Origin of the sequence: Nocardioides sp. Root240, assembly GCF_001428825.1 — a bacterium.
GTDB lineage: Bacteria > Actinomycetota > Actinomycetes > Propionibacteriales > Nocardioidaceae > Nocardioides.
Genome location: NZ_LMIT01000013.1, coordinates 25,476 through 40,404 on the forward strand (window position 1 = coordinate 25,476; position 14,929 = coordinate 40,404).

The window sequence follows — 14,929 nt, forward strand, 5'->3', positions numbered from 1 at the left end:
ACAGCCCCGGCATGGACATCTCACCTGCCTGGCTGGTCCTCGGCGCCGTCGTCGCCCTCTTCATCGTGGGCGGGCTCGTCTGGGCGTTCATCGCCGACCGCCGCCGCAACGAGGACGTCGCCACCGACCCCGAGCGCCTCGACACCGATCCGACGGACCACACCCCGCCGCACCGACACTGACGAAGGCCGCCGGGCGGCGTACCGCTACGGTCGCGTCATGGCACACACGATGAGGGTCCGGCGCGCGTTCGCCCGCACGACACTGCGCGCGACCAGGTGGCGCCTCGTCGGCGACGTGCCCGAGGCCGGCATCCTGGTCGGCGCGCCGCACACGTCGCAGTGGGACTGGGTGGCGATGCTGATGATCGCGTGGGCCAACGGCGTGCGTCCGCGGGTCCTCGTCGCCGACCGGTACTTCAAGGGCGTCGTCGGCTGGATCCTGCGCCAGACCGGCGGCATCCCGCTCGACCGGTCCAGCCCCGGCGCGACGATCCGTGCCCTGCTGGCGGCAGCCCAGGGGGACGACGCCTTCCAGCTCGTCATCGCCGCCGAGGGCACCCGCAGCAAGGGCGAGTACTGGAAGCCCGGCTTCTACCGGATCTCCCAGCAGACCGGGCTCCCGATCAGCCTCGGCTTCGTCGACGGCCCGAGCCGCACCCTGGGCATGGGCCCGACCTTCCACCCGACCGGCGACGTCCGCGCCGACATGGACATGGTCCGCGCTTTCTACGCCGACAAGCACGGCGTCCGGCCCGAGAACCGCACCGAGCCGCGGCTACGCGAGGAGGACGTCGCCCTCGGCGACTGATCCCGCTCCCCGCGTCGCCCGCGCGGCGGCGACGCCCCAGACCAGGGTCGCGCCGATCAGCAGCAGGGCCACGAGCACGTAGGCGTTCCCGCTGATGCTGGCGAACAACCCCCAGTCGTACTCCTTGCCGTTGCGGAAGGGCGCCCACCAGATCGCCCGCGAGAAGGCCACCACCGCGACCACGCCGGCAACGACCCGCGCCCGCGACAGGCCGCTGTGCCACAGGGCGATCGCCGTCGGCACGAGCCACACCCAGTGGTGGTCCCACGAGATCGGCGAGGCGAGCAGCATGCCGTACGCCGCCGTGCAGGCCGCGAGCGGACGGGCCGCCGGTGAGGCCGACCGCCAGACGAGGGCGGCGGCGAGCAGCGCGGCCGCGGCCGTCGTACCGGCGACGGCGAACCAGAGCAGCGTCGGCGCCTCGTGCCCGAGGGCGCGGCTCAGGATGCCGAGCACGGACTGGTTGCCGGCGTACTCGACGCCGCCGACGCGGCCCGGGTCCCACAGCACGTCGGTCCAGTAGGCCCAGGACGCGCGCGGCGCCGCGACCGCGCCCACCAGCACGGTGGCGGCGAAGCTCGCCACGGCCGTCCCGGCCGCTCGCCGCCTGCCGATCACGAGAAGGAAGGCGACGAAGAACAGCGGCGTCAGCTTGATGCCGGCGACCAGGCCGACCAGCCAGCCGGCGTGCTTGCGCTCGGGGCGCAGCACGTCGGCGAGGACCGCCGCCATCAGGAACAGGTTGACCTGTCCGAACGAGAACGTCGACCAGACCGGCTCGGCCAGCAGGGCGACGGCGACGACGGCGGGGAGCAGCAGGCCCGTCGGCGTCGTACCGCAGGCACGGAGGGTGAGGTCGACGACCCGGGCCAGCACGACCACGCAGGCCAGCGACCACAGGAAGGCGCTCAGCCAGGTCGGGAGGACCGCCAGCGGGAGCATGAGGACCGCGGCGAAGGGCGGGTACGTGAACGGCAGGTCGGCGACGTGGAAGCGGACGCCGTAGAGGTCGCCTCCGAAGAGCGCGCCGGCACCCAGCTCGTAGACCCGCAGGTCGATGAACCAGCTCCAGCGCCACGCGAGCAGCGCGCACCACAGGCCGACGCCGAGGGCGAGGACGGCGAGCAGGCGACGGGCGAGGCGGGACTCCACCCGCCCGAGGCTAGGTCGCCGGATCGGCCCGCGAGGCGTCGCGGACACGGACGTACGCAGACTTCACCGGATGGTCGCCGGAACGACGTTCAGAAGATCGTCACCAGCAGGTGGTCGCCGGCCGATGCCGCCGCGCGGTGCGCCTCGACCAGGAGCGCGAACGCCTCGGCCAGGTCGGCACGCAGCCGGACGGGGTCCTCGCCCCAGACACTCGGGTAGACCTCGGCCGCCGCGAAGGCAGCGAAGTCCTGACGGGCGAGCACCGCGTCGATGTCGACGGCCTCGAGGGCCGTGACGATCGCCGTCAGCTCGCCGGCCTCGGTGCACCCGATGAAGTCGTCGCTGTCGAACGCGTGCACCCCGACCACCGCCTCGCTGAGCCGGTCGCCCTCGATCGGTGCCGACGCCGGGACGCCGGTCAGCGCGAAGTGCAGCCCGTCCCACATCTTGTCGAGGTACGTCGTGGGCGCGCCGCCCTCCTCGAGCCGGTCGATCTCGTCGACGAGGTGGTCGGGGTCGAGGTCGGTGAGCCGGTCGAGCGTGGCCTCGTCGATGCGGGTGTACGCCGCCTGCAACCCCATCAGGACGCGCTGACCTGCAGCCAGCTGATCGGCGCCTCGAACCCGCCGTCCCCGTAGGCCTCCCGCAGCGCGGCCGTGGCGACCTCGGTGGCGCGCTCGACGTCGATCTCCGGGTGCGCCTCGATCTCGCCGCGCAGGGGCGTGCCCTGGCAGATCGCGCGCGCGGTGTGGTCGGCGTCGGAGACGCTGGTGCCGGTCATCCGCCGGACCTCGAAGTCGGTGTAGCCGGCCGCCTCGAGGTGGCTGGCGATGAGCTCGGCGTCGTAGTAGGAGTACGGCATCCGGCGCAGGAACCCCAGCGGGGTGCGGACGACGGCGTTGAGCGCGTTGCTCACGACGGCCCAGGCGGGGTTGGCCTCGAGCCGGTCCCAGGCGTTGAAGTGGAAGCTGCCGCCCGGGCGCAGCACGCGCCGCGCCTCGGCGTACCCGCGCACCTTGTCGGGGAAGAACATCACGCCGAACTGGCACGCCACCACGTCGTACGACGCCTCGGGCACCGGCAGGCTGAGCGCATCCGCGACCTGCCAGCTCACGCGCTCGGAGGGGCACAGCGCCTCCGCGGCGACCAGCATGGGCTCGTTCAGGTCGGTCGCGGTGATGCTCGCCGCTCCCCCGGCGACCAGCACCCGGGTCAGGACCCCGGTGCCGGCCGCCGTCTCGAGGATGTCGTGCGGATCGCTGGCGAGCACGGCTGCGGCGAGGTGGCCGGCGGGCTCGGCGAAGACGAGCGGCACGAGGAGCTCCTCGTAGATCTCGGGGATCCGCCCCACGAAGGCCGAGTCGCTCGACGTCATGGGGCGAGGCTACTGCGTCGGGCCTCCCGGGTCGCCCCTCCTGGCTCAGGCCACCTCTGCCGGGGCGAACCGCTCCGACACCCGGTGCGACTCGAGGAGCGCGAGGACCTCGGCGACGACCTCGGCAGCGTCCTCCCCGACGACGACGCCGGGTTCCTCGCCCGAGATGCCGACCTCCGGCAGTGCGCCCACGCCGTCACCGCTCGCACCGACCGCCTTGGCGTGACGGAAGCACTCCTGCACGAGCAGCACGACCCGCGGGTCGAGCAGAGCGGCCGGCTCCCCGGCCTTGGTGTCGCGAACCGGTAGCGCGTCCGGTGCGGGAGGCGGGCTGCCGACGAGCACGACGGCGTCGTACTCGACCGACCGGGTGGCGCCGAAGGTCCGATCGATCCTCGTCCCGTCGCCCAGCTCGCCTCCGTGCGCGGCCACGACCAGCGGTACGGCGCCGGCCGCGCGGACCGCGTCGCTGGCGGCGCGGAGGTCGGCGAGGGCCTGCCCCGTCTCCTCACCCACGACGATCCCGACCGTGCGGCCCTCCGCGGGCCAGGTCCCGCCGAGCTGGGACAGCGCGGCACTGGGCACGGGCTCCGCCAGGGGGATGCTCGGCTCCGGGGCCGGCAGGCCCACGCCGGTGGCCACCTCGGCGCAGAGAACCGGATCGATGTTGGCGAGCGCACGGAGCTGCCGCTCGCGGATCGAGGGCTCGTGACAGCGGGACAGCTCGAAGGTGTAGGCGAGCACGATGTGCTGCTGCTCCACGGGCGTCATGCTCGTCCAGAACAGCCGCGCCTGGCTGAAGTGGTCGTCGAAGGAGGGCGGCGCGCCCCGCTCCTTCACGCCCGCCACCGGCACCGGTACGTCGACGAACGCGTGGTCGCGCGCAGCAGCGCCGGCGAAGAACGGACAGCCACCGTCCAGCGAGTTCGGCTTGTACGGCGCCACACCGGCGTGAACCGCGTTCTGGTGGAAGCCGTCGCGGAGCATGTCGTTGACCGGCGCGTGCGGACGGTTGACGGGGATCTGGTTGAAGTTCGGCCCTCCGAGCCGCAGCAGCTGCGTGTCGACGTACGAGAAGAGCCTGGCCTGCAGCAGCGGGTCGTCGGTGACGTCGATCCCGGGCACGAGGTTGCCGACGTGGAAGGCGACCTGCTCGGTCTCCGCGAAGTAGTTGGTGGGGTTGGCCGTCAGGGTCAGCAGGCCGACCGCCTGGACGGGCGCCAGCTCCTCGGGGACCAGCTTCGTGGGGTCGAGCAGGTCGATCCCCTCGAAGGTCTGCTCGGGCGTGTCCGCGAACACCTGGATCCCCAGCTCCCACTGCGGATACGCGCCGGCCTCGATCGCGTCCGCGAGGTCGCGCCGGTGGAAGTCCGGGTCGACCCCGCCCAGCATCTGCGCCTCCTCCCAGGAGAGCGAGTGGACGCCGAGCCTCGGCTTCCAGTGCAGCTTCACCAGGGCGGTCTCACCGGACGCGTTGACCGTGCGGAAGGTGTGGACGCCGAAGCCCTCCATCATCCGGTAGGAGCGCGGGATGCCCCGGTCCGACATGTTCCAGAGCGCGTGGTGCTGGGCCTCGGTGTGCAGGGAGACGAAGTCCCAGAAGGTGTCGTGGGCACTCTGCGCCTGGGGGATCTCCCGGTCCGGGTGCGGCTTGCCCGCGTGGATCACGTCGGGGAACTTGATGCCGTCCTGGATGAAGAAGACCGGCATGTTGTTGCCCACCAGGTCGAAGTTGCCCTCCGACGTGTAGAACTTCGTCGCGAACCCCCGGGTGTCGCGCGCGGTGTCCATCGACCCGCGCGACCCGAGCACCGTCGAGAAGCGCACGAAGACCGGCGTCTCCACGTTGCGCGCGAGGAAGGCGGCCTTGCAGACCGGCTTGGCGTTGCCGTAGCCGATGAACACGCCGTGCGCACCGGCGCCGCGCGCGTGGACGACGCGCTCGGGGATCCGCTCGTGGTCGAAGTGGGTGATCTTCTCGCGCAGGTGGTGGTCCTGGAGCAGCGTGGGGCCGCGCTCCCCGGCCTTGAGCGAGTGGTCGGTGTCCCTGAGCCGGGCGCCGGCCGAGGTGGTGAGGAAGCGGCCCTGCTGCGCGACGTCCGCCGGCGTCGCGAGGGTCTCGGCGCCCGTCGCCGTACGACGGTCGGGCCCGGCCTGGTCGGGCTTCGGAGGCAACGGGTCGACCGGCTTCGTCGGCTCCTCGAGAGGCGGTGCCTTCGACGCGGGTGCTCCCGGGACCTCGCCGGGACCGCGGTCCTCGACCCACGCGAGTGCCGCCTCCGCTGCCTGCGCGACCGTGCTCTTCACGGCCTTCCTGATCACCCGTGCCGCCTTGCCGGCATCCGTCATCGCTGCCTCCCTGGGGTAGACGCTGCCTGTACCCGCCGACGCGGCGATGATCCCGCCCGCCCCTACCCGTCGTACGCCGCACGCAGGCTCGCGAGCAGCCGGCCGATCGCCGTGGCGACGGTCTGCTCCAGCACGGTCGGTGGGTCGCCGTCGAACTGGTGCCGGGTGACGGCGCTCCGGGACCCGACCCGCGTCGCGACGAAGACGGTCCCCGCCGGCTCACCCTCCTCCTCCCCCGGTCCGCCGACGCCGGTGACGGCGACCGCCGCGTCGGCGCCCAGCAGTGTGCTCACGCCGCACACCATCTCCTCGGCGCAGGAAGCGGTGACGACCGGGCCCTCGGTGACGCCGAGCACCTCGAACTTCACCTCGCTCATGTAGGACACGACGCTCCCGGCGAACCACGACGCGGCGTCCTCGCCGCGCGCCAGGGCGCCGGCGATCGCGCCGGCCGTCAGTGACTCGGCGCACGCGACCGTCAGGGACCGCTCGGCCGCGAGCTGCGCGATCTGCTCCACGACGCCCGTGACGGCCTCTGTCCGCAGGTCGGCCACGGCTCAGGGCCCCGGCGGCAGCTGGCGCTTGTGAGCAGTACGGCGGTAGGCGTCCTCGATCACGGTACGAGCGCGCTCGCCGACCTCCTCCCCCACCAGGTAGGCGTCGATCTCGGCGTACGTGACGCCGTGGGCGACCTCGTCCGGGAGGGCCGGGCGCAGCTCCTCCAGGTCGGCCGTCGGGACCTTCTCGACGAGGTGCGCCGGCGCGCCCAGCTCACGGCCGATCGCGACGACCCGCGACTTCGTCAGCCCGAGCAACGGGCCCACGTCGAAGGCCCCGTCGCCGTACTTGGTGAAGAAGCCCATCACCGCCTCGGCTGCGTGGTCGGTGCCGACCACCAGCGCCCCCAGCCGGCCGGCGACGGCGTACTGCGCCGCCATCCGTTGGCGTGCCTTGATGTTGCCCTTGACGAAGTCGGCGGTCTCCACCGTCACGTCGTCGGCGCTGGTCGCGGCATGCAGCGCGTCGACCGCCGGCTTGATGTCGACCGTGACCGTCGACGCGGGCTCGATGAAGTCCATCGCCGCGCCGGCGTCGGCCTCGTCGGCCTGGACCCCGTACGGCAGCCGCATCGCGGTGAAGGAGCGACCGCTACGTCGACAGGCCAGGCTCGCCAACCGGCCGGCGACGGTGGAGTCGACTCCGCCGCTGATGCCCAGGACGTAGCCCGACGCCCTCGACCGTTCGAGGTAGTCGACCAGGAAGTCGATCCGGCGTTCGGACTCCGCGACCGCGTCGAACTCGTCGGCCACACCGAGGGCCGCCCTGATCGTCGCCTGGTCGACGGCGCCGGCACTCATCACGTCTGCCATGGCCGCCCGGTACCCGGCCCCCTCCGGGCCAGTCCGAGCGGCCACGCGCACGAACGTCCGCAGGGTCAGACGCGCTCGATGATCGTCGCGTTGGCCAGGCCGCCGGCCTCGCACATCACCTGCAGGCCGTAGCGACCGCCGCGCTGCTCGAGCACGTTGACCAGGCTGGTCGCCAATCGCGCACCCGAGGCGCCCAGCGGGTGACCGATGGAGATGGCGCCGCCGTTGACGTTGACCTTGTCGAGGTCGGCGCCGGTCTCCTTCTGCCAGGCCAGGACGACGGACGCGAACGCCTCGTTGACCTCGAACGCGTCGATGTCGTCGAGGGTCAGGCCGGCCCGCTGGAGCACCTTCTGGGTGGCCGGGATGATCCCGGTCAGCATGAAGACGGGGTCATCGCCGACCACCGCGAACGAGTGCACCCGGGCGCGCGCCTTCAGCCCGAGCCGGGTCGCCGCGTCCTCGCTCGTGACCAGGACCGCGGCCGCACCGTCGTTGGTGGGCGAGCTGTTGCCCGCGGTGATCCGCCAGTCGAGGTCCGGGTGGGCGGCGGCCCAGTCGTCGCTGAAGAAGGCCGGCCTGAGACCGGCCAGGATCTCCGCGGTCGTGCCCGGCCGGATCGTCTCGTCGGTGCGCAGCTCGTTGACGAAGGCGACCTGGCTGTCGATGAGTCCGTCCTTCCAGGCCTGCGCGGCGCGCTCGTGCGACAGGGCGGAGTACTCGTCGAGCTCGGCGCGGGACAGTCCCCACTTCTTCGCGATGAGCTCGGCGCTGATGCCCTGCGGCACCAGCCGGCCCTCGTAGCGCTGGTTGACCGACGGCCCGAAGAAGTCCTTGCCGGCGAACTGGCTGCCGATCGGGATGCGGCTCATGGACTCGACCCCGGAGGCGACGGCGACCTCGTACGCCCCGGCCATGACGCCCTGCGCGGCGAAGTGGAGCGCCTGCTGGCTGCTGCCGCACTGCCGGTCGACGGTGACGCCCGGGACGCTCTCCGGGTAGCCGGCGGCGAGGAGCGCCCAGCGCGCGGTGTTGCCGGCCTGCTCCCCGACCTGCCCGACGGCGCCGCTGATGACGTCGTCGATCACGACCGGGTCGATGCCGGTGCGCTCGACGATCGCGCGCAGCGCGTGGGCGTGCAGGTCGACGGGGTGGATGTCGGCGTACGCGCCACCGGGCTTTCCCTTGGCGAGCGGGGTGCGGACCGCGTCGACGATGACTGCAGCGTTCATGGCGTCCTCCTGAGGCTGTTTCAATGAAATGAAGTCAGGGTAGGAACGCTACGCTCTGGCTATCGATTCCTGAAGTCAGATGAGGAGTGAGGTGGACGACATGCGCCTGCACGCACCGCTCGACGACCGCACGGCGTGGTCGCCCGTGGGCCACTGCCCGATCGAGAAGGCGATCGCCGTGGTCGGCTCACGCCCGGCGATGCTGATCATGCGGGAGGCGCACTACGGCACCCGGCGCTTCGACGACTTCGTCACCCGCGTCGGCGTCGCCCCGGCCACCGCCTCGACCCACCTCCGCGCCCTCACCGACGCCGGCCTGCTCGAGCGGCAGCCCTACCAGGACGAGGGCGCTCGCACCCGCGACGAGTACGCGCTCTCCCCTGCCGGCGCCGACCTGATGCCGGTCGTGATCGGGCTGTTCTCGTGGGGGATGAAGCACACCGACGGCGTCGACGACCTCGAGTTCGCCCACGTGGGCTGCGCCGAGCCCGTCGACCTGCGCGTCGCCTGCGCCGCGGGCCACGAGGTCGGGGAGCAGGACGTCGAGGTACGGCTGCGCCGAGGGCGGCCCCGGCGCCGCGTGCGGGCGTAGGCTCAGCGACGTGGAGCAGGAACGCCCAGCCGTCCGCGAGTACGCCGCCGACGGGATCGTCGTGACGTGGGAGCCCGCGCGCTGCCGCCATGCCGCCGAGTGCGTGCGCGGACTGCCCGCGGTCTTCGACCGCGACGCCCGCCCCTGGATCGACCCGACGGGCGCGAGCGCCGACGAGATCGTCACCGTCGTCGACCGGTGCCCGAGCTTCGCCCTGGGTTACCGGACCGACGACGGCCGGGTGCGGACCGCTCCCACCGACTGACGGTCAGCGTGCGACGCGGAGGCCGGCCTGCGGCGTCAGCGTCAACCCCCGGCCCCGGATGAAGCTGGGACCTGCCGGGTCGCTCGTGACCGCCGGGACCGGCCCGGCGACGTACTCGACCCGGTGCGACGCGGCTCCGACGTCCGTCACCGAGGCACGGACGAGCACGGCACAACCTTCGGCGACGGGCGCTTCGTAGGCGATGTCGTCGTAGCCGGCGAAGGCGCCCTCGAGCCCGGAGAGCCTGCGGGCGATCTCGCGACGACTGTCGTCGAACGCGCGAAGGAGCGTCGCGACACTGAGCGTCGCACCCGGCTCGGGCACGAGGGTCTGCTCGATCTCCAGAATGCTCACGCGACCATCGTCGATCGGAGCTGCAGATGTCGTCCAATGCCCAATCGGACCAGCCTGCATGCCCACAGGACATGCGACGGCGAGCGGGCGGAGATGACGAAGGGCCGGGTCCCTGTCGGAACCCGGCCCTTCGTGTCGGTGGAGGTGAGGGGACTCGAACCCCTGACCCCCTGCATGCCATGCAGGTGCGCTACCAGCTGCGCCACACCCCCAACTCGTTGCTCCACCCACCGGCGGGGCAACGGGAAGGAATACTAGCCAACCCATCCGGCGAAGGTGAAATCCGGGGGTCGGATTCCGGCATTCAGGCGTTGTACGACGCCAGCGCCCACTCGCCCGTCGAGCGCTGCTCGAGCGTGACCCGCCCGCAGTTGCCGAGGGCGCGCAGGTCGCGCGCCTGCGTGAGCGGCCAGCCGAGGAACGCGACCAGGCCGGTGCGGGTCGCGGCGCCGTGGGAGACGGCGACGCCGCACTCCCCCGGGCCCAGCTGGGCGACGAGGTCGCGGAGGCAGGCGACGTAGCGGCCGGCGACCTCGGCGGGCGTCTCGCCGCCGGGGATGTCGGTCCAGTCGCCGCCGCGGAAGCGGACGAAGGCGGCCGGGTCGGCGGCCTCGAGCTCGGCATGGGTCAGGCCCTGGAACGACCCGAGGCGGAACTCCCGCAGCCGCTCGTCGTACGACGACACCAGTCCGCACTCCTTGGCGACCACCTCGGCGGTGACCCGGGCGCGGGCGAGGTCGCTGGTCCAGACCAGCGACGGCGACAGGGCCGCGACCAGCGGGGCGACCGTGCGGGCCTGCTCGAGGCCGACCTCGTCGAGCTCGGTGTCGAGCTGGCCCTGGACGCGGTGGGCGGCGTTCCAGGCGGTCCGGCCGTGCCGGAGCAGGACCAGGCGGCGAGGTGCCGGAGCGGTCACTCTGCCGACGGAGCGACCGGGCCGTTGACCTCGGCGGGCAGCTCGATCAGCGGGCAGTCGCGCCACAGCCGCTCGAGGGCGTAGAACTCGCGCTCCTCGGCGTGCTGGACGTGGATGACCACGTCGCCGTAGTCGAGCAGGATCCAGCGGCCGTCGCGGTGGCCCTCGCGGCGGATCGGCTTGGCGCCGAGCTCGCGGAGCTTGTCCTCGACCTCCTCGACGATGGCGCGGACCTGGCGGTCGTTGCCACCGGAGGCGAGCAGGAAGGCGTCGGTGATCGCGAGCTGCTCGCTCACGTCGAACGCGAGCTGGTCGGTGGCGAGCTTGTCGGACGCCGCGACCGCGGCGGCGCGGATCAGCTCGACGGCATGCTCAGTGGCGGTCATTCAGGTTCCGTTCCAGTGGTGGGCGCGTAGAGCCCGTGCTTGGTGATGTACTGCACGACGCCGTCGGGCACGAGGTACCAGACGGGCTGGCCGGCCCGCTGCCGCTCGCGGCAGTCGGTGGACGAGATCGCCAACGCCGGCACCTCCACCATGGTCACACGGTCGTGCGGGATCTTCGCCAACGTCGCGGGGTCCATGTCGGCTCCCGGCCGCGTGCAGCCGACGAAGTGGGCCAGGTCGAAGGCGTCCTCCGCGTCGTGCCAGCTGAAGATGTCGGTCAGTGCGTCGGCGCCGGTGATGAAGTACAGGTCGGCGTCCGGACGCTCGGCCCGGAGGTCGCGCAGCGTGTCGACGGTGTACGTCGGGCCCGACCGGTCGATGTCGACGCGGCTGACCGTGAACCGCGGGTTGGCGGCGGTCGCGATGACCGTCATCAGGTAGCGGTGCTCGGCCGGCGACACGTCACGGTCGGCCTTCTGCCACGGTTGGCCGGTGGGCACGAAGATGACCTCGTCGAGGCCGAACCAGCCCTGGACCTCCGAGGCGGCGACGAGGTGACCGTGGTGGATCGGGTCGAACGTGCCGCCCATCACCCCGATGCGGGTGCGGCCGTCGGCCCGTGACACGTCGGTCAGCTGTGCTCGCGGCCGCCGCCGAACCAGACGAGGCCGAGCAGCAGGAAGAGGAGGAAGGCCAGCACGCCACCACCGATGAACCACGGGTTCACGGCGGGCTCGCCGTGCTCCTCAGCGGCGCTGACGACGGCGAGGGCGGTGAGGCTGATCTGGCTGAGCATGGCCGGATCCTATCGGAGCGAGGCCGGACCGCGACATGCGGCGTCGGCAGGCGGCGCGACATGCCCGAGCGGAGCGAGGGCAGACAACTCAGTGGACGGCGAAGTCGACGCCCAGGAACAACAGCGTGAAACGGATCGAACGACCGACGAAGACGGTCGGGATGAACGCCCACAGCGGCATCTTCAGGATGCCGCCGATGGCCGCCATGGCGAGCAGCGGCGGGATGCCGGCGGAGGCGGCGACGAACATGACCGCGACGGCGTACCAGGGGCGGCCCTGCATGCGGCCCATCCACTTGTCGTACGACGCCTTGATCTTGGGTCCCGAGAGCTTCTTCTGGGCCCACGTCGACTCCGAGCCGCGCCGGGCGGCCTCGTAGACGATCACCTTGCCGACGGTGGCGCCGGCGCCGGCGGCGATGCCGAGCGAGATCGCGGCCGCCGTACCGCCCTCGGCGGCGCCGGCGCCGAGGATGTAGACCTCGATCGGGAGGAACGGGAGCAGGGCGGACGCGATGCTGAAGGCGAACGTCGTCAGCCACAGGATCATGCCGCGGCAGCCTCACGCTCGGGGACCGGCAGTCCCAGCTTCAGCAGCCAGCCGAGCGACACGCACTTCAGGACCAGCAGGCCCACCGCGATGATCGTCCCGAGCCAGACCCACCCGGTCGCCAACAGGATCACGGCGAAGGCACCGGAGTTGGCGGCCTTGCCGACGCGCGACCAGTTCCAGAGGTAGATCCGGCGGTCGATCACGTGGAAGTAGTTGGGGCTGCGGATCGGCCAGGCGAGGAAGGCCAGCGAGAGGTACATGTCGATGACCATGAACTCGAACAGGTAGATCGCGATCGGGATGCCGATCCAGGTCATCGGCTCGTCGCTGATCCAGCCGCCGGGCTGCAGCCAGACCAGACCGACGTAGAGCGCTCCGCAGCTGAGCCGGTCGCACATCATGTCGACGACCGCGCCCATCCGGGTCTCGCAGTCGCGCCAGCGCGCCCACTCCCCGTCGATGCTGTCGCCGACCCAGTAGGTCACCAGGCCGATGACGATCCAGGTCAGGCTGCTGTCGTACGCCGCCCAGACCGCGATCGCGAGGGTGATGACCGTCCGGACGAAGGTGATGATGGTGGCCCCGGTGAAGAGCCGTTCGACGGAGGGATCGGCGTAGATCCGGTCCGGGGAGCCTGCCATGCCGCGAAACCTACCGCGCGGCCCGAAGCGTCTCGACGACACTCCCCCGGGATCACCGCACCTTCACCCTCCGTCCACCTGCCCGCCCTAGCCTCGCGGCGTGATCTGGCTGGCCGTCCTGTTCGCCCTGGCGAGCGCCGCGACGACCGCCGTCTCCACCTCCACGCAGCACCTCGCCGCGTCCCGCGCACCGCTGGTCGCCGTGCTGCTCGCGGTCACGCTGGGGCCGGTCGGGTTCGGCTTCCACGTCCTCGCCCTCGACCACGGGCCCATCGGGCTGGTGCAGCCGATCGCGATCCTGGGCATCGTGCTCGCCGTACCGCTGCGGGCGCTGCTGGTCCGGACCCGGCCGGACCGGTCCGAGCTGGTCGCGGTCGCCGTCACCGGGCTGGCGATCGCCGCGCTGCTGCTCGCGACCGACGCGCGGGAGGCCGCGCAGGCCCCGGACCGCGGCGTGCTGCTCGCCTCCGTCGGCGCCCTCGCGCTCGTCGCGGTGCTGCTGGTCGCGGTTGCGGCCGGTGTGCCGCACCCGACCGGGCGGGCGTTCCTCCTCGGCAGCGCCTCGGGCATCCTCTTCGGCCTGATGTCGGTGCTGATCGAGGCCGACCAGCTGCGCTGGGCACTCGTCGCCTGCGGCGTCAGCGGGGTCGCGGTCAACCAGCTGGCCTACCGCGCGGCGCGGCTGTCGGCCTCGATGCCCGTGCTCAACGTGGTCAACTGCCTGCTCACACTGGGCTTCGCGCACCTGCTGCTCGGCGAGGTGCCCCACCACGACGGCCCGTCGGTCACGGCCTCGGCGGCCGCGATCGCCGCGATGGCGTGGGGGTTGTGGCGACTGGCGTCAGCGGACGTGGCCGTCGCCGATGACGACGTACTTGGTGGAGGTCATCTCGGGCAGGCCCATCGGGCCGCGAGCGTGCAGCTTCTGGGTGCTGATGCCGATCTCGGCACCGAAGCCGAACTCGCCACCGTCGGTGAACCGCGTGGAGGCGTTCACCAGCACGGCGGCTGAGTCGACCTCGGCCACGAACCGGCGGGCGGCACCCTGGTCCTCGGTCACGATCGCGTCGGTGTGCCCGCTCGACCAGGTGCGGATGTGCTCGAGCGCCGCGTCCAGGTCCGGTACGACGCGCGCGGCGATGTCGAGCGAGAGGTACTCGGTGCCCCAGTCCTCGTCGGTGGCTGCGACCACGCCGTCGTAGCCGCCGAACGCCTCGTCGCCGTGGATGGTCACCTCGGCGGCCTGCAGGGCCGCGACGACGCGCGGCAGGAACTCGTCGGCGACGTCGGCGTGCACGAGCAGCGACTCGGCGGCGTTGCACACGCTGGTCCGGTGGGTCTTGGCGTTGAGCACCAGCGGCAGCGCCTTGTCGAGGTCGGCCGCCCGGTCGACGTAGACGTGGCAGTTGCCGACGCCCGTCTCGATGACCGGCACCGTCGAGTCGTTGACGACCGACTGGATCAGGCCGGCACCACCGCGCGGGATGAGCACGTCGACGAGGCCGCGCGCCCGCATCAGCGCCTTGACGCTGTCGTGGGAGTCACCGGGGACCAGCTGGACCACGTCGGCGGCGAGGCCGGAGGCGGCGATCGCGTCGCGCAGGACGGCGACGATGGCCGCGTTGCTGGAGCGGGCCGAGGAGCTGCCGCGCAGCAGCACGGCGTTGCCGGACTTGAGGCAGATCCCGGCGGCGTCGGCGGTGACATTGGGCCGCGCCTCGTAGATCATCCCGACGACACCGAAGGGCACCCGGACCTGGCGCAGCTCGAGGCCGTTGGCGAGCACGCCGCCGCGGACCACCTCCCCCACCGGGTCGGCGAGGCCGGCGACGTCGCGCAGGCCCTGGGCCATGCCGGCGAGCCGGTCGTCGGTCAGGCGCAGCCGGTCGATGATGTTGGGCGGGGTGCCGTCGGCCTCGGCGCGGGCGACGTCCTCGGCGTTGGCGGCGAGCAGCTCCGGCGCGCGGGCGAGCAGCGCCTCGGCCATCGCCTCGAGCGTGGCGTCCTTCTGCGCCCGCGTCGCGAGGGCCAGCCCACGACTGGCGACCCGCGCCCGCTGGGCGACCTCACGTACGGCGACCTCGGCACTCATGTGCCCAAGGATAGGGCGGTTCCGGGGCCGGCCGGGACCGTGCTCA

General features: G+C 72.3%; 19 protein-coding genes and 1 tRNA gene. 4 read left to right on the top strand and 16 right to left on the bottom strand.

Annotated elements, in window-relative coordinates; genetic code table 11:
* The first annotated feature begins 11 nt into the window (after positions 1 to 11).
* Together ASE20_RS24825 and ASE20_RS17485 are read left to right on the top strand one after the other, a co-directional pair.
* Positions 12 to 182: a hypothetical protein gene (locus ASE20_RS24825; RefSeq protein ID WP_157538682.1), complete on the top strand. Its 171-nt coding sequence runs from the start codon at positions 12 to 14 to the stop codon at positions 180 to 182.
* Positions 183 to 219: 37 nt separating this feature from the next.
* Positions 220 to 810: a 1-acyl-sn-glycerol-3-phosphate acyltransferase gene (locus ASE20_RS17485; RefSeq protein WP_056895875.1), complete on the top strand. Its 591-nt coding sequence runs from the start codon at positions 220 to 222 to the stop codon at positions 808 to 810.
* Here ASE20_RS17485 and ASE20_RS17490 read toward each other — a convergent pair.
* From ASE20_RS17490 to ASE20_RS17520, 7 genes are all read right to left on the bottom strand, one after another.
* On the bottom strand, positions 778 to 1,962 hold the full coding sequence (locus ASE20_RS17490) for a glycosyltransferase 87 family protein (RefSeq protein ID WP_056895876.1): 1,185 nt from the start codon (positions 1,960 to 1,962) through the stop codon (positions 778 to 780). The two genes, ASE20_RS17485 and ASE20_RS17490, sit on opposite strands and share 33 nt — an antisense overlap.
* 89 nt (positions 1,963 to 2,051) lie before the next feature.
* Positions 2,052 to 2,543 (bottom strand): YfbM family protein, encoded by a 492-nt coding sequence (locus tag ASE20_RS17495; RefSeq protein ID WP_056895877.1) that lies wholly within the window; start codon positions 2,541 to 2,543, stop codon positions 2,052 to 2,054.
* Positions 2,543 to 3,337 carry a class I SAM-dependent methyltransferase gene (locus ASE20_RS17500; RefSeq protein ID WP_056895878.1) on the bottom strand — a complete coding sequence of 265 codons (795 nt, stop codon included), beginning with the start codon at positions 3,335 to 3,337 and terminating at the stop codon, positions 2,543 to 2,545. Before ASE20_RS17500 ends, ASE20_RS17495 begins: the two co-directional genes overlap by 1 nt.
* A 45-nt stretch (positions 3,338 to 3,382) precedes the next feature.
* Positions 3,383 to 5,686 carry a catalase gene (locus ASE20_RS17505; protein ID WP_056895879.1) on the bottom strand — a complete coding sequence of 768 codons (2,304 nt, stop codon included), beginning with the start codon at positions 5,684 to 5,686 and terminating at the stop codon, positions 3,383 to 3,385.
* Positions 5,687 to 5,748: 62 nt separating this feature from the next.
* Positions 5,749 to 6,240, bottom strand: a complete 492-nt coding sequence (locus tag ASE20_RS17510; protein ID WP_200952858.1) for a CinA family protein — start codon at positions 6,238 to 6,240, stop codon at positions 5,749 to 5,751.
* Positions 6,241 to 6,243: 3 nt separating this feature from the next.
* Entirely contained in the window at positions 6,244 to 7,056 is an 813-nt protein-coding gene (nadE, locus tag ASE20_RS17515; RefSeq protein WP_082612531.1) for an ammonia-dependent NAD(+) synthetase, read from the bottom strand.
* 65 nt (positions 7,057 to 7,121) lie between these two features.
* A complete protein-coding gene (locus ASE20_RS17520; RefSeq protein WP_056895880.1) occupies positions 7,122 to 8,288 on the bottom strand; it encodes a thiolase family protein in 1,167 nt (388 codons plus the stop codon).
* 100 nt (positions 8,289 to 8,388) lie between these two features.
* Between ASE20_RS17520 and ASE20_RS17525 the strand changes: the two genes are divergently transcribed.
* Complete coding sequence (locus ASE20_RS17525; RefSeq protein ID WP_056896367.1) at positions 8,389 to 8,880, top strand: winged helix-turn-helix transcriptional regulator; 492 nt, start codon at positions 8,389 to 8,391, stop codon at positions 8,878 to 8,880.
* Positions 8,881 to 8,890: 10 nt separating this feature from the next.
* The gene (locus tag ASE20_RS17530) at positions 8,891 to 9,145 is read left to right on the top strand and encodes a (4Fe-4S)-binding protein (protein WP_056895881.1); all 255 of its coding nucleotides are present in this window, start codon (positions 8,891 to 8,893) and stop codon (positions 9,143 to 9,145) included.
* Between the two features lie 3 nt (positions 9,146 to 9,148).
* Here ASE20_RS17530 and ASE20_RS17535 read toward each other — a convergent pair whose 3' ends face one another.
* The 9 genes from ASE20_RS17535 to ASE20_RS17570 form a co-directional block, all read right to left on the bottom strand.
* Entirely contained in the window at positions 9,149 to 9,499 is a 351-nt protein-coding gene (locus tag ASE20_RS17535) for a hotdog domain-containing protein (RefSeq protein WP_056895882.1), read from the bottom strand.
* A 139-nt stretch (positions 9,500 to 9,638) separates the two neighbouring features.
* Positions 9,639 to 9,711: transfer RNA gene (locus tag ASE20_RS17540), tRNA-Ala, on the bottom strand.
* Between the two features lie 92 nt (positions 9,712 to 9,803).
* On the bottom strand, positions 9,804 to 10,415 hold the full coding sequence (locus ASE20_RS17545) for a histidine phosphatase family protein (protein ID WP_162261047.1): 612 nt from the start codon (positions 10,413 to 10,415) through the stop codon (positions 9,804 to 9,806).
* The gene (rsfS, locus tag ASE20_RS17550; protein WP_056895883.1) at positions 10,412 to 10,801 is read right to left on the bottom strand and encodes a ribosome silencing factor; all 390 of its coding nucleotides are present in this window, start codon (positions 10,799 to 10,801) and stop codon (positions 10,412 to 10,414) included. Before rsfS ends, ASE20_RS17545 begins: the two co-directional genes overlap by 4 nt.
* Complete coding sequence (nadD, locus tag ASE20_RS17555; protein ID WP_225869230.1) at positions 10,798 to 11,427, bottom strand: nicotinate-nucleotide adenylyltransferase; 630 nt, start codon at positions 11,425 to 11,427, stop codon at positions 10,798 to 10,800. The genes rsfS and nadD overlap by 4 nt, the downstream gene beginning before the upstream one ends.
* A 5-nt stretch (positions 11,428 to 11,432) precedes the next feature.
* Positions 11,433 to 11,597, bottom strand: a complete 165-nt coding sequence (locus tag ASE20_RS25185) for a hypothetical protein (RefSeq protein WP_164483680.1) — start codon at positions 11,595 to 11,597, stop codon at positions 11,433 to 11,435.
* Between the two features lie 88 nt (positions 11,598 to 11,685).
* A complete protein-coding gene (locus ASE20_RS17560) occupies positions 11,686 to 12,147 on the bottom strand; it encodes a VTT domain-containing protein (RefSeq protein ID WP_056895884.1) in 462 nt (153 codons plus the stop codon).
* The gene (locus tag ASE20_RS17565) at positions 12,144 to 12,791 is read right to left on the bottom strand and encodes a CDP-alcohol phosphatidyltransferase family protein (protein WP_056895885.1); all 648 of its coding nucleotides are present in this window, start codon (positions 12,789 to 12,791) and stop codon (positions 12,144 to 12,146) included. Before ASE20_RS17565 ends, ASE20_RS17560 begins: the two co-directional genes overlap by 4 nt.
* 841 nt (positions 12,792 to 13,632) lie before the next feature.
* The gene (locus ASE20_RS17570) at positions 13,633 to 14,883 is read right to left on the bottom strand and encodes a glutamate-5-semialdehyde dehydrogenase (protein ID WP_056895886.1); all 1,251 of its coding nucleotides are present in this window, start codon (positions 14,881 to 14,883) and stop codon (positions 13,633 to 13,635) included.
* Positions 14,884 to 14,929: the final 46 nt, after the last annotated feature.